Origin of the sequence: Microcoleus sp. Pol17C6 (assembly GCF_036701145.1) — a bacterium.
Lineage (GTDB): Bacteria > Cyanobacteriota > Cyanobacteriia > Cyanobacteriales > Microcoleaceae > Microcoleus.
In genome coordinates this window covers 1-26,909 of record NZ_JAUBQH010000077.1, presented here as the reverse complement: position 1 = coordinate 26,909, position 26,909 = coordinate 1, and the positions used below count along the sequence as shown (strand labels likewise).

The window sequence follows — 26,909 nt, the reverse complement described above, 5'->3', positions numbered from 1 at the left end:
CTTTTCTTGTTTTATTGACCCTACATTAGATTCTTCTGAGTCCTTGTGTCAAGCCTAATTGAGATGCTCTTACCCTGCGACCCGCCTCTCAAGTAGCACCAGGCCCAACCAATCAAAACTTTATTAATAGAGTTTTAGAACTTACCAACATCGAACGCAGCAAATTAGGTTTGTCCCCGCTAACCTTAAATACTCAGTTACTAAATGCGGCGGAAAATCACAGCCAAAACATGGCACTGCAAGACTTCTTTTCGCATACCGGAAAAGATGGTTCGTCATTAGGAAGTAGGATTTCTGCAACGGGCTATCAATTCTCAGCGGCCGCAGAAAACATTGCTGCGGGTTCTTCTACACCCGAACAAGTTGTATCATCTTGGATGAACAGCAGCGGCCACCGGGCTAACATTCTTAACCCGAATCTCAAAGAAATTGGCATCGGTTACTATTTCTTAGCCGACGATACTGGCATAGAAAATTGGAATCACTATTGGACGCAAGTTTTTGCGACTTCTCTTGACGGTAGTGTCAATCCCGCACCAACTCCCACACCAACTCCCACTCCTACTCCTACTACCAACACATTGGTATCGATTACTTCGCCCATACCCAATGCTACAGGGGACGGCAGCCCGACGACAGCACCCAAAAATACAGCCAGTGGCGGCAATTATTTCCTATCAGATAGTGCCGATACTCAAATACCGACAAATGCTGCGGGATTGCCAATTTTTGCCCTTTCCGGCAAAGACAATATCACTGGGGGAGAAGGTGTTGATAGCATTAATGGAATGCAAGGTGCGGATACAATTAATGGCGCAGGCGGCAATGACAGCTTATCGGGCGGCAAAGAGTCGGATTCAATTGAGGGCGGTGTTGGCAATGATTTTATCAGCGGCAATAACGATAACGATCGACTAATCGGATCTGACGGTAACAATACTATTCGCGGCGGCAAAGAAGATGATGTCTTGATTGGCGGTAACGGGCCCGATTTGTTGGCGGGCGATCGCGGGCAAGATATGCTGACGGGCGGCGGCGGAAATGATACGTTTATCCTAGCAGGAGGTTTGTCTGCTGCGGCTACTTTAATTAGTGCGGATGTAATTGTCGATTTTGGGGCTGGGGATAAAATTGGTTTGACGGACGGTATTGGGTTTGCAAACTTGACTTTTGAAGCTGTGAGTTTGCAGTTGGATGGAGGGGCAAGTGTCGCTTCTACGGCGATTAAGTCGGGGAACAATTATTTGGGCATCGTGCAAGGTGTAAGTGAAAGTCAGCTTACATCTTCTGTTTTTGTCAACGCCTAAAAAACAGCATACCCAGATTCCCGACTTCTTGGAGAAGTCAGGAATCTAAAAACGAGAGCGCTTTACGTTTAACTTTGAGAGAATAATCGGGGTGGCTGTTTTGAGAGATTGGTTTTTATACAGTCGTGGACGGAAAAACACGGCGCTACGATCGCCTTCAACTCAACCACAGGCATGGGTACTGAGTTTACGATCGCATTACCGGTGAAAGCCAACTTAATCCCGTCAAGTCAGAGCTTTTTGCAAGCTTCCGTCATACCCTTTGGGTTGACGGCGAGTTCTTGACTGGTTCAGCTTAAAAGTGGGTGGCAAGAGCGATAGATGCTGCATCAGACTGAAGCGAGTCCTTTAGCAGTTTGGTGATTGTATCAGCGTTAGCAGGGCGACTGAAGTAAAACCCTTGACCTTCATCGCAGCCTCGCGCTTGCAGGTAGTCACGCTGCTCCTTGGTTTCAATGCCTTCTGCGGTGATGGTTAACCGCAGACTTTTTGCCAGAGCAATGATGGCATCAGTAATGGTGGCGCTGTCCGGGTTAGACAGTATATCGTTGACAAAGGATCGATCGATCTTGAGCATATTAACCGGAAACCGTTGCAGGTAGTTGAGGGAAGAATAACCTGTGCCAAAGTCGTCTAGGGCGAGGGACACGCCAAGTTCTCGCAGTTGCGTTAAGGTTTTGACCGATCGCTCAATGTCAGTCATCAATGCACTTTCAGTCACTTCCAGTTCTAAATACGCCGCTTCTAGTTCGGTTTCTGCCAAAATTTGGCGAACCATCTCAACCAGATTCGCCTGCTCAAATTGTCGAGCCGACAGATTCACCGAAATCCGCAGGGCTGGCAGCCCTGCCAGTTGCCAGCGACGGTTTTGAGCGCAAGCCGTTCGCAAGATCCATTCACCAATGGGGACGATCTCGCCATTGGCTTCGGCGATCGGAATAAATTTTGCCGGAGAGACCAAACCTTCTGTAGAATGCTGCCAGCGAACCAGCGCCTCCGTTGCTGTCACCCGTCCGCCGTGCAAGTCGATCAGCGGTTGATAGTAAACCAGTAGTTCGTTACGATCCAGCGCTCCGCGCAGGCTATTTTCTAGGGCCAGTCGCTCCTGTAACTGAACGTTCATTTCGGGTGAATAAAACTGATAGTGACTCCGCCCTTGCTGCTTTGCCTGATGAAGTGCGAAGTGAGCTTGCTGAAGAAGTTGCTCTGGAGAATTGGTATTTTCTAAATGGTTCAATGTAATGCCAAGACTGGCGGTGAGGTGGATCGGTTGACCCTCTACAGAGAAAGGTTTTGCTAGCGTACTCAGTAGCAGTTGGGATAGCTTGACCACACTCTCCAGCGAGTGGAATTCGCTGCGAGCGATCGCAAATTCACCGTCGCTCAAACGCGCCAAGACATCTGACCCATCCATGCACTGTACCACCCGTTGGGAAACGGCTCTAATTAGTAAGTCGCATATCCCAGGCTCCAACGCATGGCGCATCCCTGTGAAATCGTCGATACCCAATACCAGCACTGCGACCAAGGGTGAGTGATTTTGAGATCGGGTTTGATTCAGGCGATCGCAGAATAAGTCACGATTTGGCAATCCAGTCAGTTCATCGTAGTGGGTAATGTAATGAATCAATTCATCTAGTTTGTAAAGCGTTTGTGAGGAATTTGCCATCAGCGTACCGACTTCATCAGTAAACTCTGTGGGTAAGTTCGGCAATGTTCTTGTATCGAGGTAGTTTTGTAGAGCCTCCGAGGTTAAGATTACCGGAACCAGGAGGTAGCGTAGCGTAGAAAGCGTTGCTGCCGTACCTGCTAATGTCGCCAGCAGAGCAATCAGCAGAACCCGGACTGATGTCTCTACAGAGTAAGCGTTTGAGGTAAGAAACCAGACCATTAAGGTTAGCAAAGGAACGTGCGTGCCTAAAAATGCAACCACCATAATTTTGGCAGTGTAGCTTTTTTTCAGCCAGGGGAGATGCGCCAAGGATGAGTATAGGTTAAGGTTAGGCTTTGGTTGCATATGACTCGGTTTGAGAATTTAAAGTGGGTAGAGTATCCAGCAGTCTCGTACTAGGTGCGTTCGCTTCAGAAACGGCTTTTTTAACTAAGGAGCGATCGCCTTAGATTTGACCGATATTTTACAAATCTATCGACAATACCGAACCGCGACCGCTTGTGTGATAAAATATCCAAGCGATCGCCAAATAACAAATATATATACTGACCCTAATCGCATTTCTAAAAAACGTCAATGATCCACGTCAAAAATCACCGCAATTGACTTTTTTGACATCTACAAATTCGATAGACCTTCAGCTTTTAGTCTGCTACTAATAACTAATAACTAATAACTAAATTACTAAAAGGGTAACTATGAAAAAAGTAGCGGTGTTTGGCAACGCTGGAGGTGGTAAATCAACTCTCAGCAAGAGATTATCGGAAATCACTGGTTTGCCACTTTACCCCTTGGATAAAATTCAATATCAATCTGGGGGCGCTGAGGTTCCCAATGAAGAATATAAGCAGACCCATGAGAAAATTTTGGCGACTGACCGATGGATTATAGACGGTTTTGGGTGCATGGAAACCCTATGGCTTCGACTCAACGAGGCAGATACTCTGGTTTTTGTCGATCTGCCCCTATACGTGCATTTCTGGTGGGTGACTAAACGGCTGATTACAGGTAAGTTTATACCGCCAGAAGGCTGGCCCCAAAAGAGTCCTATCTTGAAGAGTTCAATTAATAGTTACCGTGTTCTTTGGTTGTGTCACAAGTATTTGACTCCCAGATATCGCGAGTATGTCGATCGCGCTCAAAATACCAAAAGTGTTTATCACATCAGGTCCACTGAAGAGATTTCACAATTTTTTGAATCGATGGTGCAAAAGACTAATCACTAATGACTTGGGAATAGGGAATGGGGAATGGGGCATGGGGCACGATCGGCGAAAGGCATTGTGCTAACAAATCACCTCTCACTAATCACTAATGACTGATGACTACTGACTAATTGATGCTACAGCCGATCGCAAATTCCCTTGAAACTCGCCCAGAATTCGATCGCACTCTTCCTTCTCCAAATTAGTCCAGTGCATCATCAAAGCTAATTTAACAGACTTGCCACTTTTTTCGAGCAAAAAACCCGCCTCCTCCCGGCTTAAATCAGTCAAATCCTGCAACATCCGCACAGCCCGATCGCGCAATTTCTTATTAGTCACCGCCACATCAACCATCCGATTGCCGTAAACCTTCCCCAGCTTCACCATTACCCCAGTCGAAATGATATTTAAAGCCATTTTTGTTACTGTACCCGCTTTCAAGCGCGTCGAACCCGCCACTACCTCCGGGCCAACCAACAACCGAATATCAACATCAGCCTCAAAATTCACTTGTTCGACGGGTACGCAGGCCATAAACACAGTTTTCGCCCCCCGCTGGCGCGCCGCCTGCAAAGCACCAGCGACAAACGGCGTCGTACCTCCAGCCGTAATCCCGACAACCACATCTAAGTTGGTAATGTGACGGTGGGCGATCGCCTCAGCCCCATCTTCAGCCCGATCCTCCAAATCCTCCGAACTCCGCACCAAAGCCCCCGCACCCCCGGCAATTATGCCCTGTACGAGTTCTGGCGGCGTGCAGAAGGTGGGGGGACACTCGGCCGCATCCAGCACCCCCAAACGCCCGGAAGTACCCGCACCGACATAAAACAGGCGACCTCCTTGACGCAGAGACTCGGCTGCAATGTCGATCGCTTGGGCTAACTGTTCGCGGGCACGGGCGATCGCGCTTAAGGTTTGGGCGTCTTCCCGGTTGAACAAGTCCACTAATTCGATCGAACTGAGTTGGTCTAAATTCTCGCTGTTGGTATTCACCTGTTCAGTCAGCAGATGGCCCCGTTCTTCCAAATTCTTCATTTTTTCTCAGTTGTTAATTGTCAGTTGTCGGTCTTCAAGCGAAGTCAAGAGACATACAGACTCCCAGGTTCAGCCTGCAAGCCTGTATCTACAAATGAAGCCCTTGATTGAGTACGCTGGAAGAGATTAAATTTATCCTTCTTCCCTCTTCCTTATTCACATCGAGCCTCGAATCTCAATATCCATCCGTTAGCTCCGCTACAGAATCGGTTCCCGAACCTTCCTTTTACAAAAGTCCTTCGAGTCGGCGGCGAATAGAATCCAGTTCGTTTTGGGAAACCTCAGAATCCAGATCGAGATCCGGCTCCGGCTCCGGCTGCCACTGAGTTTGTGTTACATTGTTTTCTGGCGGAATCTCCAGCGCCCCCGCAGGTATGAGTTCCCAATCATAATCAACACTGTTGCAGAACTCCTTAATTTCCTCCTCGTCGATCGCCTCGACAGTGGGCTCGGGGAAATCCTGAGCTTCCAACATCACGCCAAAGCGGGTGGCGTCGTCTTCTGACTCAAACATCAGAACTTTATTGCGATCGCCGAGTTGAATGGTATGAATTCCCTCATTCTCGGTGCGGGCATTGAAGAGTAAGACGAACACTCGCATAAGTTTTAAAGACCTTCTTAACCACCGTTTTTTTATCTTAGAAGCGATCGGGCAACCGATTTTAAATTTTATATTTTAGATTTTAGATTGACCAGCGATCCTGCACTGGCGCGATCGAAAGGAATTGGGGCATTTGGACGGCTTGGTTTGATATTTGAGATTTTAGATTGACCGCCGATCCTGCACAGCGGGGGAAACCTAGAGGATTTGGGGGAGTTGGAGGACTTGGTTTTAGGTGATCTTGCGTGTTTTGATTAAGTTCGGTAAAGGTTTCTGGAGTCTACCCTGGAGTGGGGGCGTGCCTTCGACCTTCGCTGCGCCCGATCGGCACTTCCGACCTAAATTCTGAGTCTACCAAAGGCAGAAGCCACGCTGGCGAATCACAGAAATTATACCTGTCTAAAATCGGCTGATTCCCTTAATTCCTGAATTCTCTGATTTCTGAGAAACACCCATGACTAACTCCGACGATAACAAAAATCAACTCGCACCCCGTCCCCACCGCCGCTGGTGGCGTCTGCTGCTGCTTAGCGGTACGGGATTGGGTATTCTCGCCTTGGTTGCGGCGGCGGTAGGATACCAGTGGGTGCGGGAAAAGTTAGCTCCTTTGGTGGAAACTGAAGTCAGTCAGTTGCTGAAGCGGCCCGTGCAACTCGGACGTTTGGAGGGATTTTCTCCCACAAGTTTGCGGTTTGGTCGATCGACTTTACCTGCAACTCCTACCGATCCGGATTACGCTTCTACAGAAGCAGTTAAAGTAAAGTTTTCGGTTTTGCAACTGCTGTTCACCCGCAATCTCAAATTAGATATTACCTTAGTTAAAGCCAGCGCTTATATCGAACAGGATGCTAAAGGCCGCTGGGTTAATCTTCCAACGGCGGAGCGGAAATCTCCGGGTTTATTTAAAACTGAAGTTGAAGCAATTCGAGCTGAAAATACCGCCGCAGTTTTGGTGCCGCGTCCCGCAGTCGGACAGACAACTTCGGCTCCTATTTCTGTAAATCTGAAAAATGGCAGTGCTCTATTTCGCGACCAAAACCAGCGCGTTCTCTACGAAGTAAACGGTCAGTTTACTAACAGCGATAATTTTATACTTAAAGCTGATTCTATGTTACCTGCAGCTCAAACTAACCTGCAGTTGCAAGGTCAAAATTTGCCTTTGTCCGACCTCGCTCGCTTGCTGAAACTTTCCGGCATTTCTTTACAAAAAGGTCTTGCCAATGGCAATTTGACCGTGCAAGTGCGAGAGAATAAAGTATCGGGAATTACTGGAACCGCTAGTTTTGCAGGAGTGCAAGCGAGTATTGCTCCCTTGAAACAAATCATACAAAATAGCAGCGGTCAGTTGCGGTTTCAGGGAACTAATGTGATTGTCGATAGTCTGGCGGCTAATTACGGTTTAATTCCGCTGAGAATAGCAGGAACAGTTGCAACTGGAACTAATTTTAATTTGGAGAACGCTAGCTTCAATCTGACAACTAGCGTGCAACCAGTGGCTTTTGCAAGTGTTGTCAGTGCGGTGGAGACAGAGTTAGGACAGAAAGTAGTATTGCCGGTTGCTGTTGCGGGGGAGGTGAAGGCGGATGTCAAGCTAACTGGAACCGTCGATCAACCGGTGGTGACAGGTGCGATCGCCTCGACAAAACCCGCTACGGTCGATCGCCTGCAATTAAACAATATTAGCACTAATTTCAAATTGGAACGCGGGAAAATAGCTAAAACCCCAACTCCCAATTCTCAAGCTTCTATTCCCCCGTTTTCCTCTTTAGCATTGACTTTGAGCGATATCTTGGTAGTGCCGGCGGCGGGTGGTAAAATTGGCGGCAAAGGTCAAGTTGATATTGCTTTAAAAAGTAGCAATTATCCATCTGGTTTGGTGTTTGACTTGCAAGCTGAAAACTTGCCTGCAGATAATCTCGCCCAAATTTACGCTCTCCCAATTCCTGCTACTGTTACAATTGGCAGTGTCTCCGCAAAAGCTCAAATTTTTGGCCCGTTAGACAACATTCAAGCGAGAGTTCAATGGCAAGCACCGCAAGGAACTTTCCCCGCAGCGGGCGAAATTCGAGCCGCAAGGAATTCGGCAGATTTGCAAAATACGGTTGTGAAAATTGGCGACGCTTCTGTTAACGTGGAGGCTGCGCTAAAAGACCGTCAGTGGCAAGCTATCATCGAGGGCGATCGGGTAGCCCTCAACAGTTTGCAGCAAGTTCTGCCAGACCTTAATTTGCCTCCTGAACTAGCGGGTTTGGTCAGCGGAACCGCCGAAGCTGCGGGAACTCTAGACGATTTGAGTTTAAATGCGATCGCTGCGACGGGCAAAGGAACGCTGAATATTGCTGACAGTATTGTTGATGTTAATGGCGAACTAGAATCTGGTCGCTGGCAAGTTTTTGGCAACACGGAAAAAGTTGCTGTCAATCAATTAATTGATATTGGGTTGCCGTTATTAACACGGGAAACGCAAGCCAATCGGGAGAATCTAGAAGCTAAAATCCAAAATCTCAAATCGTTAAACGGGCAGCTAGCAGGTGAATTTCGAGTGGCGGGCAATGTTGACAATTTGACGGCGGGCGGAATCAATGTTAGTGGCAACGGTAGGCTCAATTTTGCCGACAGCAATGTGAATTTAAACGGAGAATTGGTAGCGGGAAACTGGCAAGCAACAGCACAAACCGATCGCACTTCCATCAGCCGCTTGGTAGATTTGACACTGCCGATTTTAGATGTGGCTTCAGCATTCAATCCCGAAAATCAGCAATCGGTTAATCTCAACAATTTAAAATCCAAAATCCAAAACCTCAAATCTATTGACGGACTGCTATCGAGTCAAATTACAGCATCGGGAAGTCTTGACAATTTGACGGGTAGCAGCATCAATGCCAGCGGCAGCGGCAGACTCAATCTTGCCGGCAGCAATGTTAATTTAAAAGGAGAATTGGTAGCGGGAAACTGGCAAGCAACAGCAGAAACAGATCGCACTTCGATCAGCCGCTTAGTAAATTTAGGATTGCCGCTGTTAGATGTTGGCTTAGCTTTCACTGCTGACAATCCCCAAACAGTCGCCAACCTCAACAATCTCAAATCAAAAATCCAAAATCTCCAATCGCTTGACGGACAAATATCCAATCAAATTCAAGCCAGTGGCAGTCTTGATAATTCAACTGCCGCTGACATAGGCGTCAGCAGCAGCGGCAAACTCAATATAGGGGACGGTACTCTTGCTTTTAGAGGTAAATTAGAAGACAGACGCTGGCAAGCTTTCGCCGATGCCGATCGAGTTATTCTCAGCCGCTTAGAACAAACTGTTCGCAATCTCCAACTGTTTCCGCTGACAGCGACTTTACCTAAAGGATTGGACGGCAGAGTTAACGGCGAATTCCAAGCAGCGGGTAGTTTGGATAACTTGACAGCCAAGGGAATTAGTGGTAGCGGAGAGGGAGTGATTGTGGTCGATCGACTCGGGGCGATCGACACTACGGCAAAATTGGAAAACGGCAACTTGCAAGCATTGCTGGAAACAAACGGAATTGCCGTCAGCAATTTAGAACAAACCCTCAAACAAACAGGTTTGCTGACAGCGGATTTACCCCCAGAAATCGACGGAACCCTCGACGGCCAAGTCCGCATTTTGGGAACAGTAGATAATTTAACCGCCAACGGCATCACCGCCAACGGCGACGGACAAATTCGACTCGCCAACGGCGGAGGAATTGTCAATGCTAAAGGCAGCGCCGCATCGGGGAATTGGCGCGCGTCAATCGAGGGCGAGCAAATTGCTCTAAGTCGCTTCCAGCAAGCCTTTGAAGCCCAGCGACAAAGCTTGCAAACCGGAGGTGCAGTCTCTGGTTCCCAAAATCTCCCCCAGCTTGTAGGACTGTTTAACGGCAATATCAATTTATCCGGCCCGATTGGGGCGGGCACGGGGGCACCGCCCCTACAAAATGTTCGCGCCGGTGGCAGTTTCCGCATCTCGGAATTGCCGTTTTTGAAACAACCTTTTGAGGCAGTATTTAATTGGGACGGCAAACGGGTGGAAATTGAGAACGCCAGAACTCCCGGTTTGACAGCAAACGGTTTTGTTAACGTCGAACTCGGAGGTAAAGGAGGGCCCTCAATTTCCAACTTAGATTTGGATGTCAAACTCGCCAACTTTAACCTGGAAGCCTTACCAGCAGAACAACTAGGATTTTTGTCTGCAATTGGGGACAAAAATTCCTCACAGCAAAACCCACCCCTGCGCGGCAATGTCGATTTTACCGGCAGCCTCACCGGAACCCTCGCCGCCCTCAGCTTAGTTGGCGACGTGGAAGTGCGGGATTTAGCAGTAAATCAAATCGCTTTTGACCCGGTACTGGCGGGGACTGTGAATGCGGATGCTGGGAAAAGTGTAGATTTGCGTTTGGCCGGCGCCAGCGACAAAATTGAAGTAGCTTTAAATCAATCTTTTCTGCCGACATCTTTCTTAATTCAACGCGGGGAATCCGTGGCTAGGGGCCAAACCGAGGGAGAAACTTTGCGAGTTAATTTAAGCGATTTTCCCCTCGCTGCTTTGAATCTATCACCCGGTAAAGAGGTCGGTTTGGGGCCGATAACCGGTACGGTTTCGGGACAAGTAAATGTGCCCGGTTGGAAGATGCCGTTAAATCCGGCGACTTTGCAAGCAAGCGGACAAATTGCGATCGCCCAACCGGCGATCGGCTACATTAAAGGTGACAGTTTCCAAGCCGAATTCAGCTACGCTAACGGCAGCGCCACTCTCACAAATGGCATATTCCGCCAAGGCAGCGGTCAATACTTAATTTCCGGCAATGTTCAAACAGGCGCCAACCCGCAATTTGCCGGGAAAGTTAACGTCCAGCAAGGCAATTTGCAGCAGGTTTTAACCGCTTTGCAATATTTTAATTTAGGCGACTTGGCGAGAGGCTTAAAACCTCCTGTTTACGGTGACAGCGGTGACGTGCAAACTGTAGCAGTAGGAGAACCAGAAGCCCCGCTAATTGTACAGTTGCGCCGCTTGGCAGAAATTGAAATACTTTTGCAGCAGCAGCAAGCAGTGGAAACATCAGAAAAATTGCCTCCCTTATCCCAATTGCAAGGCACTTTTGGCGCGGAAATTGCTGTCGCCGGTTCTTTGCAAACGGGCGTGCAAGCTCAATTTAACGTCAAAGGCGATAACTGGCAGTGGGGAAGATATGTCGCTGAAAATTTCAGCATTGAAGGCAGTTTTCAGGACGGCATATTAACTGTTTTACCTTTGGAAATTCGATCGGGCAAAAGTGCGATCGGCTTTTCGGGACAACTCGGGCAAAAAGCTCAATCCGGGCAGTTGCGGGTAGAAAATGTCCCGGTGGAAGAGTTGGCAAAACTCGTGGAATTGCCTTTTGTGGATGTCACGGGAAATTTGAATTTGCGGGCGAATTTGGCCGGCAGTTTGGAAAATCCGCAAGCCACTGGAGAATTGAGTTTGGTTGAGGGTACGCTAAACGGAGAACCGATTAAACAAGCCGACGGCAGTTTCAGTTACAGCAATGCCCGCCTGAATTTTGGCGGCAGCGCTTTGGTAACTCAAACCGAACCGATTGAAGTGCAGGGAAGTTTGCCTTTTGAGTTGCCGTTTGCCGCCGTGAAAGCTGATAGCAATCAAATTGATGTGAGGGCGAATTTGCAAAATGAAGGTTTGGCAATTATTAATGTATTGACTCCGCAAGTTGCTTGGGTCAGCGGCAAGGGACAGGTGCAAATTCGCGTGGGAGGAACGCTGCAAGACCCTGTAGCGCAAGGAATTGCGAATTTTGAAAATGCAACTGTCCGCGCGAGAGCCTTCCCAGAACCGCTGACAGGGCTAACTGGGACGGTGCGCTTTGAGGGCGATCGTATTCGGGTAGAGGGAATTCGGGGACAGTTGAGTCAGGGACAAGTTGTGGCCGCTGGCGTGATTCCGCTGTCTGTGCCCTTCGCCGAGGGCGATGTCGATGCGGATAATCCCCTGGCTGTGAATCTCGACAAGTTGGCAGTGAACCTCAGAGGATTGTACAGCGGCGGCGTTGTTGGTCAAGTACAGGCAAGGGGCACGGCTAGACGCCCGCAGTTGAGCGGTAATATTGAACTCTACGACGGTGAAGTATTTCTTCGGAGTCCCGGCGGCGGCACAACTGAGTTAGCTTCTTCCTCTTCTGCTTCCGATTCTGATTCCACATCTTCGGCTTCCCCTGCGACTGACGTTTCTGCTTCCCCTACAACTGAGGTTTCTCCTTCTCCTGCAACTGCGACTTCCCCTTCCTTTGAAGTTGGATTGAACGATTTGCGGCTGAATTTGGGCCGGGGAATTCGGGTAACGAGTGCGCCGATATTAAGTTTTCAGGCCACTGGGGGCTTGACGGTGAATGGAACTTTAGATGACCTTCGCCCGGAGGGTACGATTCGGTTGACTTCCGGGTCAGTGAATTTGTTTACGACAGAGTTTAGACTCGATCGAGGATACCCGCAGACTGCGATTTTTGTACCAACACAAGGACTCGATCCGACGCTGGATGTGAGATTAGCAACTTCGGTGCAGGAAGTAACGCGGTTCCGCACTCCCGGCACATCTGTAGCCTCTGAAATCGCAGACGAACCGACAAGTTTCGGCAATGTGCGGAGTGTCCGAATTCAAGCGTTAGTGCAGGGAAGGGCTTCTCAGTTGGCGGAAAGTCTGGAGTTGAGGAGTTCTCCGAGTCGATCGGAAACAGAGATTGTAGCGCTGTTGGGCGGCAGTTTCGTGCAGACTTTGGGACAGGGAGATAGTACACTGGCGATCGCAAATTTAGCGGGTGCGGGTTTATTGAACAACCTTCAATCTGCGATTACTAACGCCACAGGATTGAGCGAATTTCGCTTATTTCCCACTCGCATTAGAGGCAACGAAGCACAAACAGCTAGTTCGAGTTCAGGTGCGGGTTCTCTCGGTTTAGGTTTAGAAGTTGGGTTTGACATCACGCGCAATATTTCAGCATCAATCATTCGAGTTCTGTCAGCCAATCAACCGACAGAATTTACTGTGCGGTATCGATTGAGCGATAAAATTTTACTCAGAAGTTCGAGTAATTTTCAAGGAGACAATCGCGTCACTGCCGAATATGAATTGAGGTTTTAGGCATCAGCACAAAGCCAACAGCCAACAATTACCACTTTTTCAGTAATTTGCTATAATAGTTAATAGCAGCAAATTGGTGCTGCTAACCCCGCACACAAGGTTATAGGAGTTAAGTCAAATGGCAAACAAACTCCAAGTTAATACAGAGTCGATCGGCTACAGCGACTTTTACTGGAACCGCTTTAGTCCGAGAGTTGCGACTATCAGCAGCGTCCGCAATGCCAATCATTGGGACGGCGGATTTATCACTTATATTGCATTTCCCACAAAAGTAGAAGCTACAGCAGCAATGAAATATTTGCTCTTGCATCAAAAAGCTGCTGATGTCGATATGCGGAAAGCCAAGCGAATGAAAGCAAAAGGCATTCGGTGGGAACTCAAAATTCGGGGTTTAGCTTTTAATGAAGTTCTGAAGCTTGCGACGATGGATATAACTGGAAAGCTAGTTATGTCGCCTGCTACTACTCAAGCCACAGGCTGATAAAAGCATTCAGATAATAGGTTGGGTTGAGACAACAAAACCCAACCCTTCCAATATTTGTCAATCTCCATCTTCCTCTCTTTCCTCCTCCTCTGTGTCCTCAGCGCCCTCTGCGGTTCATAAAAAAATCCTATAAAATATTATGCGTTTCATCAGCCCCAAAACAGACTTGGCATTCAAAAAAATATTCGCTTCTTCCGAACATCCAGAAATTTTAATCAGCTTCCTAAATGCAATGCTGTATAACGGAGAACCAACAATCCAAGAATTAGAAATCATTGACCCTTATTCAGCAGGAAGCGTTACAGGCTTGAAAGACACTTACCTGGATGTCAAAGCCAAGATTACCGGAAACAAAACCGTGATTGTGGAAATGCAGGTACTCAACGTCGCCGCCTTTGAAAAACGGGTAGTGTACAATGCAGCCAAAACCTATTCTACTCAACTCAAAGCCGGAGAAGGTTATTTAAAGTTAAATCCGGTCATTGCTTTAACCATCACCGACTTTATCTTATTTGAAAACACCGAAAAACTAATCTCTAACTTTGAATTCACAGAAACCGAAGAGAAATTCGTCTATCCCAACTGCGAGTTAAAATTAGTGTTTGTAGAGTTACCGAAATTCAAAAAAGAATTGAATGAACTCGAAACTCTGCCGGAAAAATGGATTTATTTTATGAAAAATGCGCCCTCTTTGGAAGCAGTACCAGAGACATTGGGGTCTATTGAAGAGATTAATACCGCGCTGGGAATTGCCAACAGAGCAAATTTGACCCTAGATGAATTGAATGATGTAGACAAGCGAGAAATGTTTATCCAAGACCAAATAGGGTCTGTGATGAAAGGGATAGAAATTGGTCTACAACAGGGGATTGAAAGGGGTAAAATTGAGGGGGAAATAGGATTAATTATGCGTCTACTGGTGCGGCGGGTGGGTGAGGTTACACAGGAAGTTCAAACTCGCATCCAGGGATTATCTGCGGAACAGTTAGATGATTTGGGAGAGGCTTTGTTGGATTTTAGGAGTCAAGAGGATTTGATTGCCTGGTTGGAGTCGGCGGGATGAACTGATGAGTTAAAAAGAGAGTCGGGGATTTTTGTGGATTTGGTATAATTCTCAATCTCTGCATTCATTTAAACTTTAGTATCTGCGGGAACTTCCCTCTGTACCAGCATCCAGCCTAGCAGCGCTAGACTAACTCCAAGAGCGAGAAATCCTAAATCCCAAGCTAACTCGTTGATACCGGGTTTGACGTGGTGGATTCCCAAAATTTGATGGTCAACAATGCCTTCAACAAAGTCAAACAATCCAGCACCAATTAATATTGAACCGAAAAAAGTTTGAGTTGACAAAGGAACATCTTTGCGCTTCACAGCACTCCACAAACAGAAGATTCCCGCCACTGTTACCAACCAATCTGCAGCGTGAAACAATCCATCTCCGAGGGTATTTAATTCTAAACCGGCAACGGTAGTATCGGTTTTAACGCTGCTAAACATATGGTGCCACTGGAGGAGTTGGTGCAGCACAATGCCGTCAAAAAAGCCGGATTGACCGATACCGAGGAGAATTCCTGCGATAATTAGAGGTCGGCGGTTGTTAGCTGCGGTGGTTGGTGCGTTTGTGCGATCGTCCAATGGAAAACCTCCGATGCTTTAAATGCTGAGCCTGGGTCTGTGAAGGGATTTGCCAGTACATTTTGTAGTTTTGCTGGGGAGGAGGGGCGATCGCATCATCCGCGAGAGAGATTTCTGGATACTCTTGATGCTTAATGCCAACTACAAATCTAGTTTATAATTTGATTAACTATTCATCAACAGTCATATTCTCAAACAAAATAGGTTGAATTCGCCTCAAAACTTCCTCAATTATATCTGAGCGGCATTGACTAATAAAAATTGCCTGCCTTGCGCGATAATCTTGCATAACGGAGTTGATCCGTCCTAATTACACCTGTTATCGCTTCACCTTCTGGAATGGGAACATAAAACGGATTTTTGCGTTGTGTGTTGCTGATGGGACAAACAAACACAAACCCCATTTTTCGGTTAAATTTAGTTTGACTCACAACCAGTGCAGGCCTAGTCCCCATTTGTTCGTGTCCTGATTGAGGGTCAAAATTGAGGCGAATAAAATGACCTCGTTCGGGGATATAGTTTACCAAAATTCCTCTCCTTCTGGTTTTCCCCAAGAGACTTCTTCGCTAGATTCTATTTCGCCTGCCAATAATTCATCTAGGGTATACTTTGATATTTTATTATTTACAGGATCTATGACCAGTTTCCCATTTTCTATGCTGCAAATTACTGAATCTTCGGCTTTAAGGTTGAGAAACTTTACTATGTAGTCTGGTATTGGCAAAGCCAAGGAATTACCTAATTTGCTGATGTGTATTTTAGCTGTCATACAGTTGCGATGTTAACACTCAGGTTGATTTATTGTAACACAATATTGTTCAGTTAAAAAAGTAATTATTCGATCGCGCACCTCAGCTAATTGAGAACTGAGCAAACTCTCGGCGATTACTTTCCCGAAGCGCAATGACAGGCTTAGCTAAGTGAACCGTATTGAGATATAATGTAGTTTGAACACAACACCAATCATTGTCCTATGAAAACCATAGACAAAAGTCAATTAACCGCTCAATTACTAGAACTTTTGCGACTTGTCGAGCTGGAAGGCGAAGATATTTTAGTGATGGATGGGACTAAACCAGTTGTGATAATTTCTCAGTATGAAAAGTCTCTTTCAACTGAAGAATTATTTAAGGATATGCGGGGGAAAGTAAAATATTTTGAAGATTTAACTACGCCAACAACTGAAGAATGGCAGGAAGTATGACAGTTGTCCTTGATACCTGCGCTCTCATCTGGTGGAGTTTAGATCCAGAGAAACTTTCTCAATCGGCAAAAGATGCTTGTCAGCAGATGGAACAAGAAAGAAATGGTTTAGTTCCATCAACGGCAATCTGGGAAATAGCTATCAAGATCAAAAATCATAAGTTAGATTTAGGAGTAAGTATTGATGACTATATCGCTACTTTAAAAAAGTCTAATGTTATTCGGATCGTTCCAATTGATGAGGACATTTGGCTAGAAAGTGTCAAATTAGAATGGGAACACCGAGATCCAGCAGATAGAGTGGTTGTAGCAGTTGCCAAAAGAAGTCAAGCTGCTATTATTACAGCCGCTCAAAAAATAGCTAGTTTCTACTCTTTAGTAATTTGGTAAATCGAATGTGCCAGGTATCGGAAACGTAGAACTGGCGTGGTTTCGTGGTTTTTGCCTTTGTAATAAATCTTTATGAAAACCTGAAACGCTTAGATGTTACAGTCTACAAGTCTCGACGCAAAAGAAGACAACCCCACGCTTCATAATCTCTTTTACTCAACCCTTCCCCTTCTATCCATCTCTCGTGCAAATTATACACCCACCCCACCTCCGCATTCCACTCATACACCATCGCCCTTGCTGGGAGGTGCCCCCCTGGTGCATGGGTGTAAAATTTTAGCTCGTTGTAGTACAACCATCTCTTATTCACCCAACCTACCCGCCCCCGCCAACCTACCCGATCGCCAAAAGCTTCCCAAATTTCCTCATCATATTCCCTGATTCCCCCCAGACTTTCATAGATGCGTTTCTGCACTGAAAAGCCGAAACGTCCGTTACTGTATTTTACCCAAAGTTGGTCAATAGTTCGTAAATCTTCACACGGTAATCGATCCATATCTTCTCTTCTGAACCTCCACTTCTGTTTTCTGCGGCCTGCTGCTTCCTGCATCTTATTCCACGTTTGCTCATTCGCCTCTTTCCATTTTCCGCTAGCCAACAGCCGATCAAGTTTACGATAATCCACTCCTTTTGCTGAAATCAAATTTACAGGTTGTGGCGGTGGCTGCAAGCAAGGAATCGTTGGAAAAACACTCGCTCTTGGCCCCCAATTACCAAGGGTAGGTTGAGGAAGCATAGCCAACCATTTTTGAACCGACTGAGGGCGCTTTGTCGCATCCATTTCCATCCCTTGAAGAATTGCCTCATTCACTTCATCGCTGATGCAGGAATTAATCTGAAGAGGCGGCTTTAAAGGATGATTTAAAGCCCTCATAAATGCAGCAGTTGGTGGTGTTATCGTTAGCAGATAGTATAGCGTGGCCGCCAGAGCATAAACATCTGTGTACTCAGCAAATCTGCCAATTTTCCCGTACTGTTCGGGAGGCGCAAAACCATGTGTAAATCCAAAAGTCATTTGCTGAGTGCGATCTGGAATAAAACCCCGCGCCAAACCAAAATCAATCAAAACTGCATCTTGATTGTCACGCACCATAATGTTTTGTGGCTTGACATCCCGATGTAGTAAACCTTTTTCGTGAACTACTATTACGGCTTCTCCCACTTTGCGGATGTAGTTTAAAGCTTCTCTTTCTGACAGGATTCCGCGCCTTTCCACCCATTTCCACAAATCTTCTCCTGCCACATATTCCATCGCAATGCAAGGCAAAGTATCGTGAATGAAGTAGTTTTCTATTTCTACAATATTGGGATGCCTGCACACAGATAGCTTTACCGCCTCCTCCAGGAATCTGTCCCGATACCAGGCAAAATTTGGATCTCTCAATAAGTCGTCTTTCAGCGTTTTGATCACAACCCGCTGCCTGTTTTGCGCCTTCTGCGCTAGGTACGTGACCCCAAAGCCACCCTCACCTAACTTGCCTTCAATGATATACCGATCGCCATTTAACCGCTGCCCCGGTGTCCAAACCATTCTCCTCACCGCCAACCAATATTAATTTTTATCTCGGTCTAGCCTGTATTTTAACTGTATTTTTTAGGTTGGGTTTAGTTCCACGGGCCCAACTTCAGTTCGCCTTCCCGGTGATGGTTGGCTTTTAGTTCGATCGCCCTTTTCCGACATAATTCGATCGACAAATTCGCAGCAATCTCATTAAGAATCATAAATCCCAAAACCTCATTGTCCAAACAGACCCTTTCTGTGCAAACCTAAAAAACAGCAGACACAATTTTATAAACTCTAATTACAGAACACTCGCAACCAGTTATGCAAACTCTGCCGAACCCCACTAAAACCGCATCTAGCCAACCGATTTTCGACACCACCATCAAACGCCGCAAAACCCGGCCCGTCAAAGTCGGTAGCGTCACCATAGGCGGCGGCTACCCCGTCGTCGTACAATCGATGATTAACGAAGACACCCTCGACATCGACGGTTCAGTCGCAGGAATTCGGCGCTTGCACGAGATAGGGTGCGAAATCGTCCGCGTCACCGTGCCTAGCATGGCCCACGCCAAAGCCTTAGCCGAAATCAAGCAAAAATTGCACGCCACCTACCAACCAGTGCCCCTCGTCGCCGATGTCCACCACAACGGTATGAAAATTGCCCTGGAAGTCGCCAAACACGTAGACAAAGTGAGAATCAATCCCGGACTTTACGTGTTCGAGAAGCCGAAAGCCGACAGAAGCGAATACACCGACAGCGAATTCGCCGAAATTGGCGAAAAAATCCGCGAAACCCTGGAACCTCTGGTGATTTCCCTGCGCGACCAAGGCAAAGCTTTGCGAATCGGCGTCAATCACGGTTCCCTCGCCGAACGGATGCTGTTTACCTACGGCGACACCCCCGAAGGCATGGTAGAATCCGCCCTGGAATTCATCAAAATTTGCGAATCCCTCGACTTCCGAAATATCGTAATTTCCCTGAAAGCCTCCCGCGCGCCCGTGATGGTGGCTGCTTACCGCTTGATGGTGCACCGGATGGACGAACTCGGCATGGATTACCCGCTGCATTTGGGCGTCACGGAAGCAGGAGACGGCGAATACGGCCGCATCAAATCCACCGCAGGCCTGGCACCTTTGTTAGCTGACGGTATCGGTGACACCATCCGCGTCTCGCTGACAGAGGCCCCTGAAAAGGAGATTCCCGTTTGCTACAGCATTCTGCAAGCCTTGGGACTGCGGAAAACGATGGTTGAGTATGTCGCTTGTCCTTCCTGCGGTCGCACTTTGTTTAATTTAGAAGAAGTGTTACACAAAGTGAGAGAGGCGACGAAGCATCTCACGGGTTTGGATATAGCAGTAATGGGCTGTATTGTCAATGGCCCGGGAGAAATGGCTGATGCTGATTACGGCTACGTCGGGAAGCAACCGGGTTATATCTCGCTGTACCGGGGCCGGGAAGAAATTAAGAAGGTGCCGGAAGACCGAGGTGTACAAGAATTGATTGATTTGATTAAATCGGACGATCGCTGGGTTGATCCTTAGCCGATTCTTTCTCTGTTGTTAGAGTTGGACAATCCGACAATCCGACAGTCCGACAGGGGTTGAAACCCCTGTCTCATAGCTGAAGTCGGTTTAAACCGACTGAAGAGCACCTTTGTCAGAAGCTGCAAGGCCTGTTCCACAAAGAGTGAGAGTTCTATTCAGGGTGGGCATCCTCACGGGCCCCTGAATAGAATTCGCCAAAGTGGAATAATATATGTACGCCAAACGCGAGCCGGCCTTGCCTGTGTTAGATTGAGCGTAATTATTCTGAACTCTTTTCCTCCCGCGCGTCAGACAAATGGTTATAACAAAACGAGGGCTTGTTCTAAGTGCAGCAGCAGTGGTACTCACTGCTGTAACTCTTGCGAACACTGGTTGCAGTTCTAAATCTCTGGCTTCTTTTCGGGGAAGCCCTAAAGAGTTAGTTGATGAAGTTTGGCAGATTATTGACAAAAGTTATGTGGATGGCACTTTTAACCAGGTTGACTGGAAAGCGGTGCGGAATGATTATTTGAACCGGACTTATACCAGCGACGAGGAAGCTTACAAAGCAATTCGGGAAATGCTGAAGAAGCTGGACGATCCTTATACGCGGTTTATGGACCCTCAAGAGTTCAGAAATATGCAGGTTGACACTTCTGGGGAACTGACAGGAGTTGGGATTCAGTTGACTCAAGATGAGGAAACCAAAAAGTTGGTGGTGATTTCGCCGATCGAAGATACCCCGGCTTTTACTGCTGGTATTCTGGCAAAAGATATCATTACTAAGATTGACGGCAAGAGCACAGAAGGCATGGATACGAATCAAGCGGTAAGTTTGATTCGCGGCCAGGTGGATACTGAGGTGACGCTGACTATTTTGCGGGGAAACAAGGAATTAGACTTTAAACTGAAACGCGCTAAAATTGAAATTCATCCTGTGCGGAAGTCGGTGCAGAAAACTCCAATCGGAGAAGTCGGCTATATTCGCTTAAATCAGTTCAGTGCGAATGCTGCATCGGAAATGCGATCGGCAATTAAGGATTTGGAACAGAAAAAGGTAACGGGCTATATTTTAGACTTGCGTTCCAATCCCGGCGGGTTGCTGTACGGAAGTATTGAAATTGCTCGGATGTGGCTCAAAGAAGGTACGATAGTCTCGACGGTCGATCGAGTCGGTGAGGCAGATAAACAAACGGCAAATAAGGCAGAACTCACAGACAAACCGCTAGTTGTACTGGTAGACGGCGGTTCCGCAAGTGCTAGCGAGATTCTATCCGGTGCTTTGCAAGACAACAAACGCGCGGTTTTGGTGGGAACCAAGACGTTTGGTAAAGGTTTAGTTCAGTCAGTACGCGGCGTGGGAAATGGTGCAGGTTTGGCGGTGACAATTGCCAAGTATTTTACTCCCAACGGCACTGATATCAACCACGCCGGGATTGAACCGGATTTTAAGGTAGAACTCACCGACGCTCAAAAACAGGAATTGAGGCGCGATCGCGATAAAATTGCTACGACGGCCGATCCGCAGTACGCGAAAGCTATGGAAGTTTTGACACAGAAAGTTACTGGTAAAACAGGGAACAATAAGCCTGAGGCGAAACCGAATGCAGCGTCACCTAAACCGAATGCGGCGCAGGCAAAACCGAGTGCAGCACCTTCTAAATCTAGGTAGAAAACCTGTGTAGGGTTTCACTTAAAAAAAGCATTCGGGGAAAGATTTACGGCTAAAAGCCCAGATTTTAAACTCGAATGCTTCGCTATTTTTTGCAAGGCGTCCGGTGCAACCGAAATTGCTCTAATTCATCTGCGTTAATCTGTGTTTATCTGCCCTCATCGGCGGTTAAAAGAAGAGAATGTAAACCGCAGATGACAATGGATTGACGCCGATTCACGCAGATGTCGAGAAGAAATATCTGAAGAATTCCGCTGCTAACAGATTTGATATCGCGTTAGCTTTCGCGATGGGGAAGAAAGTAATAGTAATTCGTCATTGCGGCTGGCATTTGCCGGCGCGAATTAATCCGATGCGGCGGGCGATGGCATCTTCGGCCGAATCGTAAGGGCCCCACTTTTCAATAATACTGGGATTTTGTTCTTCAAGTTGCGCGATGGGCAAAATCTCGCAATTACCGACAGGGCGTTTGACAATATAAAATTTTGGTGTTTCTGTCATAGCTAAATTCGTCAAATAAAAGCTGGATACTAACTAGGCAATTGGCTCATTATATCAAATAAGTAAACGGCAATGCGGTGTCCCAAGTGTGCCTTAGCATTAAACTCGCAGTCATAAAGTAGTTGAAACCCCTCCCCAACTGCGGATTTAACCGCCTGCAACTAATAAGAATTAAAAAAAACTAACACTTTTGGAAGATGCCACAATATTTATCTATGATAAAAATATAGACATTTGTCTAAACAGTGCATTAAACCCTTTCAGAACTACCCAAATATTCTAATCAATACCAACCAAAACCATGCAATTTCTACCCAAAACAATCCCCGAAATTCAACCAGAAATCATATCAGTTAAAGAATCACCGCCTGAACTTGTTACTTTCGATGTCGGCGGGATGAAATGTGCCGGCTGCGCGAAAGCTGTGGAACGCCAACTCATGCAGTATTCAGGCGTAATTTCAGCTTGCGTTAACTTGGCCGTAGAAGTCGCGACGGTTGAGTGTCAACCGGGGACTGTCGATGCAGAAGCTTTAGCGAAAAAGTTGACTGATAATGGATTTCCCTCTCAGTCTCGTTCAGGTGAAAATCAGCGGGAAGCAGAAGCGACAACAATTGAACGACGGCGACAGGAAATTCGACAGCAAATCAAGCAATTGACGATCGCCCTTATCCTAATTATTTTATCCGGTTTAGGTCACGTACTCGGCACAAAAGCCCCAATTCTCAGCAATATTTGGTTTCACTGGGGACTCGCCACCCTAGCTTTGCTGCTACCGGGCCGCCCGATTATCGTTGATGGGTGCCGCAGTTTGTGGCGAAATGCACCCAACATGAATACTTTGGTAGCTTTAGGCGCTGTCACAGCTTACACCGCTAGCAACGCGGCGCTGCTGTTTCCACGCATGGGATGGGAGTGCTTTTTTGACGAACCGGTGATGCTGCTGGGCTTTATTTTGTTGGGCAAAACTCTCGAACAGCAAGCCAGACGCCGCGCTGCATCAGCTTTGCAAGCTTTAATCGCATTGCAACCGGCGAAAGCCCGCTTAGTTGATTTTAAACTCCCGAGTTTAGATGTGCGATCGCAAGAATTGCCTTTAAACTCGACATCTGATGTCTACAATCCACAATACATTGAAATTCCCGCCGATCGCGTCCGAGTCGGAGAATGGCTGCAAGTTTTGCCAGGGGAAAAAATACCCGTAGACGGCGAAATTTGCGAAGGCAAAACAACCATAGATGAGTCGATGCTGACTGGCGAATCAATGCCAGTTTTGAAGCAACCAGGAGATACAGTTGCCGCCGGAACTATCAATAAATCCGGGGCAGTTGTGATGCGGGCAACTCGCACCGGTAAGGAAACAACTGTAGCTCAAATGGTGGCTTTGGTGCAGGCAGCCCAAACTCGTAAAGCGCCGATTCAAAATTTAGCTGATACTGTCGCGGGGTATTTTGTGTATGGGGTAATGGGGATATCGGTTTTAACTTTCCTATTTTGGTATTTTGCCGGCACTCATATTTGGCCTTCTGTGCTTTTAGGACACGGGGCAATGGATATGGGACATGGGGCAATGAATATGGGAAATGAATTGCCAATTATCCATTATCAATCGCCTTTGCTCTTAAGTTTGAAATTGGCGATCGCAGTTTTAGTCATTGCTTGTCCTTGCGCTTTGGGACTGGCTACCCCAACTGCAATTTTAGTCGGTTCTGGCATCGGGGCGGAGCGCGGGCTTTTAATCCGCGGTGGTGATGTTTTAGAACGGGTGCATCAATTAGATACGGTGGTTTTTGACAAGACTGGCACTCTGACAACCGGAAATCTCACACTCACAGATTATTTGCCGGTTTTCCAGAATTCGGAGTGGGATTTGAACTCAGATATTAATGTGGGAAACAAACAAGATGTTGGTTCCACAATTGATGGAGTTTCTGCAAGTGCGGTTGACTCAAAACTGCTGCAAATTGCGGCGGCGGTGGAAAGGGGCGCTTCTCATCCCATCGCCGCAGCGATTTTGCTGGAAGCTCAAAAACAAGGTTTTCCGCTGCTAGCTGCTGAGGATTTCTGCACGGAACCGGGATTCGGGGTTTCTGCTTTGGTGGAGGGCCGACGGGTGTTCGCGGGGAATGCTGAGTGGATGAAGCAGCAGGGGGTCGCTGTGGCGACGGAATTGTCGGGGTCTTTGCAAGGCAAAACGGCGGTTTACGTGGCTTCTGGGGGCGTTTTGCTGGGGGTAATCGGGCTAAAAGATACTCTGAGGCCGGATGCTAAGGCTGCGGTGGAACGTTTGCGGGGCATGGGATTGCGGGTGATGATGCTCACGGGAGATACGGCGTCTGCGGCGGCGGCGACGGCGCAGCAGCTAGAATTGACGGCGGCTGATGTTTTGGCCGAAGTGCGGCCGGAGGGCAAGGCGAGGGCGATCGCGACTTTGCAAGCCCAAGGCTGTAAAGTGGCTGTGGTGGGGGATGGTATCAATGACGCCCCGGCTTTGGCTCAAGCTGATGTCGGTATCGGTTTGCACTGCGGCACGGATGTCGCAGTTGAGACTGCTCAAATTGTGCTGATGCGAAATGCTTTGATGGATGTTGTTGAGTCGATCGAGCTGGGGCGCGCTACTTTTAATAAGATTCGCCAAAATTTATTTTGGGCTTTTGGTTACAATACTCTGGGAATTCCGGTGGCCGCAGGTATCTTGCTGCCTGCAACCGGAATTCTACTCAGTCCTGCGGCGGCCGGAGCATTTATGGCGTTTAGTTCTGTTAGCGTGGTTACAAATTCTTTGCTGCTGCGACGCGGATTTCGAGCTTAAATTTAGGGATTGCATATAAAAGTCGGAGGCCATAAGTCATTAACTAGAAACTAATGACTTATGGCCTCATCCCAATACGGATACAAGCCCCCCACACCAGGAGTCGAGACCAAAGAAGTTTCGACGTTAGTTCGAGGCCCCAGATTTATCTGTGGAGTCACTCTAAAATCTAAAATGTAAAAACGACTGACTGATGGCTAGAGTGCCATACTTTCCAAAAGTCGCCAGTTATTGTTGTTCATAATTGAACGACTCACTAGCTCGAACATTTGACGGCAGTGGTTGTTGGTTTGCAGGGGCAGTTCTTCGTTTTTAATCACGAAGTTCATGCGAACCTCTGAGTCGCTGGCCGTGTTTTTCTCAATTAGGACTTCTGCGGTGACAAGTTTGGCAATCGAAACTTGACCGGGAAGTTCGCGAGCCATGACGGAATCTCCTGTATTGTAGATAATATCAAGATTGCATGACTCTAAAATTTCAATCAGGGATTGACGCAGACGGTCGATCGGAACGGCAACGATAAAAAAACCAGTATAGCGAGCCATAGACAACTCCAGCCGTGAGGCATTTAGACTTTATTATCATACCGAACCTAGAACAGATGAACAGAACAATATGGATTTATTTTATTTAGGTGGAAAGTTAGGGCAATGAAGGGCAAACTTATCGTGTTTGAGGGGGTTGAAGGTGCGGGTAAAACTACGCAAATGCAGCGCTTGATACAGTTCCTGCAAGCAAGTTGCTGTTTGAGAGTCCGCTTGGTGGCTACTCGCGAACCTGGGGGTACTGAGCTGGGAAGGGGACTGCGACATTTGTTGCTGAAACAAGATGGGGGCGAATCTGTATCCGATCGAGCAGAATTACTCATGTACGCGGCAGATCGCGCTCAACACGTCGAAACTTTTCTCAAACCAGAGTTATCTAAGGGAACGATTGTTTTATGCGATCGCTTTACTGACTCTACGATTGCTTATCAGGGCTACGGCCGCGGCCTTAAGTTAAATTTAATTAAGCAGTTGAATGAAATTGCTACCGGAGGCTTGGAAAGCGATCTGACTTTGTGGCTGGATATTAATGTGGAGGAGGGTTTGGCGAGGGTAAGGGCCCGGGGAGGGTGCGATCGGATCGAGCAAGCTGATTTGAAGTTTCACCGCCTTGTGCAGCAAGGTTTTGCGGAGTTAGCCGAGGCAAATAAATCTCGAATTGTCCGGGTAAATGCCGATCGGCCTGAATATGAAGTCGCTCAGGAAATTCAAACTATTGTAACTCGCAGGTTAGAAGCTTGGGGATATTTAAATAATACCAATTCTGAAAAATAGCGCTAGATAATGTGTAGAGACACGGCAATGGGGAGTATGTCACTTTTGTAGTGAGTAATTATACTCATGCAGCTTTCCCCTGATTTCCAATTAACCCGTTCAAGTAAGCACAACGATGAGCTAATACTTGTCCCACGTGTTTTGATTTCCAACTAGCTCCTGATATTTTAATTCGTCTGGCTATTTGCTTAATTCCTGATTCTACCGCTCCTGAACCAATTGAACAGATGCCATCAATAGAGAAAACTTCATAGCTGATAATCCTTTGTTTGTGCTTTTCTAGATATTTGCAAAAATTCACGGCTGATTTTTTCTTGAGCTTTCTAAATAGAGCTGCCGCGCTCTCTACGTTCCCTTTCCACAAATATGCTTCTGCTTGCTTAAGTCTCTTGATTGAACCACCTACTTTCTGAAGATTTTGATTCAGATGATACCAATCGAGAATTTCTCTTCTGTTCTGTTCACAACTGATTTCCTTAAATATATTCCACACTCCATCATGTCCATCGCCCAAGCAAGTTATAGGTTTTGCTAGCGGTTGTTTATTTGCCCAATTAATGATGATATCATTTTGATTGAAACTAGCCACCATACCAGCTTCCGACACAATTGCTTTATAGTCTTTCCATTCAGACTTTTCTCCTTGAGATACCCACTCGTCGTACTTTTCCACCATCTGCACTTAGCTCCGAAATATCTGCTGTGGCGATGGGCTGGTGGAAGTCTTGATAATGTACTAATCTTTGTTGTGTTTTAGACGGAACAGTCACTCCCGTTAGATACTTAATATCTAGGGCTGCATGCTGATAAGAGACATTGGCACTCAGTCTTAAGCAACAGTTTTCTAAATGTGGACTCAACCGACTACGGCTGCCACAGCCTAGTTGATCTGCTTGTTTCTGAGTAATAC

The 26,909-nt window shown here is 47.0% G+C and carries 22 protein-coding genes and 1 pseudogene; 12 read left to right on the top strand and 11 right to left on the bottom strand.

Features of this window, described 5'->3' with window-relative positions:
- The first annotated feature begins 74 nt into the window (after positions 1-74).
- Positions 75-1,307: a CAP domain-containing protein gene (locus QUA25_RS25745; protein ID WP_333042213.1), complete on the top strand. Its 1,233-nt coding sequence runs from the start codon at positions 75-77 to the stop codon at positions 1,305-1,307.
- Between the two features lie 108 nt (positions 1,308-1,415).
- Positions 1,416-1,592: a hypothetical protein gene (locus tag QUA25_RS25740; RefSeq protein WP_333042211.1), complete on the top strand. Its 177-nt coding sequence runs from the start codon at positions 1,416-1,418 to the stop codon at positions 1,590-1,592.
- Between the two features lie 10 nt (positions 1,593-1,602).
- Here the strand turns inward: QUA25_RS25740 and QUA25_RS25735 are convergent, their stop codons facing one another.
- Positions 1,603-3,324, bottom strand: a complete 1,722-nt coding sequence (locus QUA25_RS25735; protein WP_333042209.1) for a bifunctional diguanylate cyclase/phosphodiesterase — start codon at positions 3,322-3,324, stop codon at positions 1,603-1,605.
- Between the two features lie 353 nt (positions 3,325-3,677).
- Here QUA25_RS25735 and QUA25_RS25730 point away from each other — a divergent pair, with 353 nt between their 5' ends.
- A complete protein-coding gene (locus QUA25_RS25730) occupies positions 3,678-4,205 on the top strand; it encodes an adenylate kinase (protein ID WP_333042207.1) in 528 nt (175 codons plus the stop codon).
- A 99-nt stretch (positions 4,206-4,304) separates the two neighbouring features.
- Here the strand turns inward: QUA25_RS25730 and murQ are convergent, their stop codons facing one another.
- Together murQ and QUA25_RS25720 are read right to left on the bottom strand one after the other, a co-directional pair.
- A complete protein-coding gene (gene murQ, locus QUA25_RS25725) occupies positions 4,305-5,219 on the bottom strand; it encodes an N-acetylmuramic acid 6-phosphate etherase (protein ID WP_333042206.1) in 915 nt (304 codons plus the stop codon).
- 226 nt (positions 5,220-5,445) lie between these two features.
- Positions 5,446-5,820 (bottom strand): DUF3110 domain-containing protein, encoded by a 375-nt coding sequence (locus QUA25_RS25720; RefSeq protein WP_333042205.1) that lies wholly within the window; start codon positions 5,818-5,820, stop codon positions 5,446-5,448.
- 454 nt (positions 5,821-6,274) lie between these two features.
- Here QUA25_RS25720 and QUA25_RS25715 point away from each other — a divergent pair, with 454 nt between their 5' ends.
- The 3 genes from QUA25_RS25715 (at position 6,275) to QUA25_RS25705 (ending at position 14,502) form a co-directional block, all read left to right on the top strand.
- Positions 6,275-12,955, top strand: a complete 6,681-nt coding sequence (locus QUA25_RS25715) for a translocation/assembly module TamB domain-containing protein (protein ID WP_333042204.1) — start codon at positions 6,275-6,277, stop codon at positions 12,953-12,955.
- A gap of 118 nt (positions 12,956-13,073) precedes the next feature.
- Positions 13,074-13,436 (top strand): hypothetical protein, encoded by a 363-nt coding sequence (locus QUA25_RS25710; RefSeq protein ID WP_333042202.1) that lies wholly within the window; start codon positions 13,074-13,076, stop codon positions 13,434-13,436.
- Positions 13,437-13,578: 142 nt separating this feature from the next.
- Positions 13,579-14,502, top strand: a complete 924-nt coding sequence (locus QUA25_RS25705; protein WP_333042201.1) for an Rpn family recombination-promoting nuclease/putative transposase — start codon at positions 13,579-13,581, stop codon at positions 14,500-14,502.
- Positions 14,503-14,570: 68 nt separating this feature from the next.
- Here the strand turns inward: QUA25_RS25705 and QUA25_RS25700 are convergent, their stop codons facing one another.
- The 3 genes from QUA25_RS25700 to QUA25_RS25690 form a co-directional block, all read right to left on the bottom strand.
- Positions 14,571-15,074 carry a DUF2243 domain-containing protein gene (locus QUA25_RS25700; RefSeq protein WP_333042200.1) on the bottom strand — a complete coding sequence of 168 codons (504 nt, stop codon included), beginning with the start codon at positions 15,072-15,074 and terminating at the stop codon, positions 14,571-14,573.
- 251 nt (positions 15,075-15,325) lie between these two features.
- On the bottom strand, positions 15,326-15,601 hold the full coding sequence (locus QUA25_RS25695; RefSeq protein WP_333042198.1) for a type II toxin-antitoxin system PemK/MazF family toxin: 276 nt from the start codon (positions 15,599-15,601) through the stop codon (positions 15,326-15,328).
- Positions 15,595-15,843 (bottom strand): hypothetical protein, encoded by a 249-nt coding sequence (locus tag QUA25_RS25690; RefSeq protein WP_333042196.1) that lies wholly within the window; start codon positions 15,841-15,843, stop codon positions 15,595-15,597. The genes QUA25_RS25695 and QUA25_RS25690 overlap by 7 nt, the downstream gene beginning before the upstream one ends.
- Before the next feature lie 204 nt (positions 15,844-16,047).
- Here QUA25_RS25690 and QUA25_RS25685 point away from each other — a divergent pair, with 204 nt between their 5' ends.
- Together QUA25_RS25685 and QUA25_RS25680 are read left to right on the top strand one after the other, a co-directional pair.
- The gene (locus QUA25_RS25685) at positions 16,048-16,278 is read left to right on the top strand and encodes a prevent-host-death protein (protein ID WP_333042194.1); all 231 of its coding nucleotides are present in this window, start codon (positions 16,048-16,050) and stop codon (positions 16,276-16,278) included.
- Positions 16,275-16,667, top strand: a complete 393-nt coding sequence (locus QUA25_RS25680; protein WP_333042193.1) for a type II toxin-antitoxin system VapC family toxin — start codon at positions 16,275-16,277, stop codon at positions 16,665-16,667. Before QUA25_RS25685 ends, QUA25_RS25680 begins: the two co-directional genes overlap by 4 nt.
- 103 nt (positions 16,668-16,770) lie before the next feature.
- Here the strand turns inward: QUA25_RS25680 and QUA25_RS25675 are convergent, their stop codons facing one another.
- Positions 16,771-18,198: a serine/threonine-protein kinase gene (locus QUA25_RS25675; RefSeq protein ID WP_333042191.1), complete on the bottom strand. Its 1,428-nt coding sequence runs from the start codon at positions 18,196-18,198 to the stop codon at positions 16,771-16,773.
- A gap of 294 nt (positions 18,199-18,492) precedes the next feature.
- Here QUA25_RS25675 and ispG point away from each other — a divergent pair, with 294 nt between their 5' ends.
- Both ispG and ctpC read left to right on the top strand, forming a co-directional pair.
- Complete coding sequence (gene ispG / locus QUA25_RS25670; RefSeq protein WP_333042189.1) at positions 18,493-19,713, top strand: (E)-4-hydroxy-3-methylbut-2-enyl-diphosphate synthase; 1,221 nt, start codon at positions 18,493-18,495, stop codon at positions 19,711-19,713.
- A gap of 298 nt (positions 19,714-20,011) precedes the next feature.
- Positions 20,012-21,367: a carboxyl-terminal processing protease CtpC gene (gene ctpC / locus QUA25_RS25665; RefSeq protein WP_333042188.1), complete on the top strand. Its 1,356-nt coding sequence runs from the start codon at positions 20,012-20,014 to the stop codon at positions 21,365-21,367.
- Positions 21,368-21,682: 315 nt separating this feature from the next.
- On the opposite strand, the gene QUA25_RS25660 is transcribed toward ctpC, so the two are convergent.
- On the bottom strand, positions 21,683-21,868 hold the full coding sequence (locus QUA25_RS25660) for a DDE transposase family protein (RefSeq protein ID WP_333042187.1): 186 nt from the start codon (positions 21,866-21,868) through the stop codon (positions 21,683-21,685).
- A gap of 301 nt (positions 21,869-22,169) precedes the next feature.
- On the opposite strand from QUA25_RS25660, the gene QUA25_RS25655 reads away from it, so the two are divergent.
- Positions 22,170-24,680, top strand: a complete 2,511-nt coding sequence (locus QUA25_RS25655; RefSeq protein WP_333042185.1) for a heavy metal translocating P-type ATPase — start codon at positions 22,170-22,172, stop codon at positions 24,678-24,680.
- 197 nt (positions 24,681-24,877) lie between these two features.
- Here QUA25_RS25655 and QUA25_RS25650 read toward each other — a convergent pair whose 3' ends face one another.
- Positions 24,878-25,225, bottom strand: a complete 348-nt coding sequence (locus tag QUA25_RS25650) for a hypothetical protein (protein ID WP_190659999.1) — start codon at positions 25,223-25,225, stop codon at positions 24,878-24,880.
- A 105-nt stretch (positions 25,226-25,330) separates the two neighbouring features.
- On the opposite strand from QUA25_RS25650, the gene tmk reads away from it, so the two are divergent.
- Positions 25,331-25,999, top strand: a complete 669-nt coding sequence (tmk, locus tag QUA25_RS25645; protein ID WP_333042183.1) for a dTMP kinase — start codon at positions 25,331-25,333, stop codon at positions 25,997-25,999.
- A gap of 64 nt (positions 26,000-26,063) precedes the next feature.
- Here the strand turns inward: tmk and QUA25_RS25640 are convergent, their stop codons facing one another.
- On the bottom strand, positions 26,064-26,675 hold the full coding sequence (locus tag QUA25_RS25640; protein ID WP_333042181.1) for a hypothetical protein: 612 nt from the start codon (positions 26,673-26,675) through the stop codon (positions 26,064-26,066).
- Positions 26,629-26,909: pseudogene (locus QUA25_RS25635) on the bottom strand (ISKra4 family transposase); the annotation flags it as partial. The pseudogene QUA25_RS25635 and the gene QUA25_RS25640, both read right to left, overlap by 47 nt.

Coding starts and splice junctions, on each gene's coding strand:
- QUA25_RS25690 (WP_333042196.1), bottom strand. CDS start 15,843: ATGACAGCTAAAATACACATCAGCAAATTAGGTAATTCCTTGGCTTTG.
- QUA25_RS25715 (WP_333042204.1), top strand. CDS start 6,275: ATGACTAACTCCGACGATAACAAAAATCAACTCGCACCCCGTCCCCAC.
- ispG (WP_333042189.1), top strand. CDS start 18,493: ATGCAAACTCTGCCGAACCCCACTAAAACCGCATCTAGCCAACCGATT.
- QUA25_RS25705 (WP_333042201.1), top strand. CDS start 13,579: ATGCGTTTCATCAGCCCCAAAACAGACTTGGCATTCAAAAAAATATTC.
- tmk (WP_333042183.1), top strand. CDS start 25,331: ATGAAGGGCAAACTTATCGTGTTTGAGGGGGTTGAAGGTGCGGGTAAA.
- QUA25_RS25640 (WP_333042181.1), bottom strand. CDS start 26,675: ATGGTGGAAAAGTACGACGAGTGGGTATCTCAAGGAGAAAAGTCTGAA.
- QUA25_RS25655 (WP_333042185.1), top strand. CDS start 22,170: ATGCAATTTCTACCCAAAACAATCCCCGAAATTCAACCAGAAATCATA.
- murQ (WP_333042206.1), bottom strand. CDS start 5,219: ATGAAGAATTTGGAAGAACGGGGCCATCTGCTGACTGAACAGGTGAAT.
- QUA25_RS25680 (WP_333042193.1), top strand. CDS start 16,275: ATGACAGTTGTCCTTGATACCTGCGCTCTCATCTGGTGGAGTTTAGAT.
- QUA25_RS25710 (WP_333042202.1), top strand. CDS start 13,074: ATGGCAAACAAACTCCAAGTTAATACAGAGTCGATCGGCTACAGCGAC.
- QUA25_RS25650 (WP_190659999.1), bottom strand. CDS start 25,225: ATGGCTCGCTATACTGGTTTTTTTATCGTTGCCGTTCCGATCGACCGT.
- QUA25_RS25735 (WP_333042209.1), bottom strand. CDS start 3,324: ATGCAACCAAAGCCTAACCTTAACCTATACTCATCCTTGGCGCATCTC.
- ctpC (WP_333042188.1), top strand. CDS start 20,012: ATGGTTATAACAAAACGAGGGCTTGTTCTAAGTGCAGCAGCAGTGGTA.
- QUA25_RS25660 (WP_333042187.1), bottom strand. CDS start 21,868: ATGACAGAAACACCAAAATTTTATATTGTCAAACGCCCTGTCGGTAAT.
- QUA25_RS25675 (WP_333042191.1), bottom strand. CDS start 18,198: ATGGTTTGGACACCGGGGCAGCGGTTAAATGGCGATCGGTATATCATT.
- QUA25_RS25685 (WP_333042194.1), top strand. CDS start 16,048: ATGAAAACCATAGACAAAAGTCAATTAACCGCTCAATTACTAGAACTT.
- QUA25_RS25730 (WP_333042207.1), top strand. CDS start 3,678: ATGAAAAAAGTAGCGGTGTTTGGCAACGCTGGAGGTGGTAAATCAACT.
- QUA25_RS25720 (WP_333042205.1), bottom strand. CDS start 5,820: ATGCGAGTGTTCGTCTTACTCTTCAATGCCCGCACCGAGAATGAGGGA.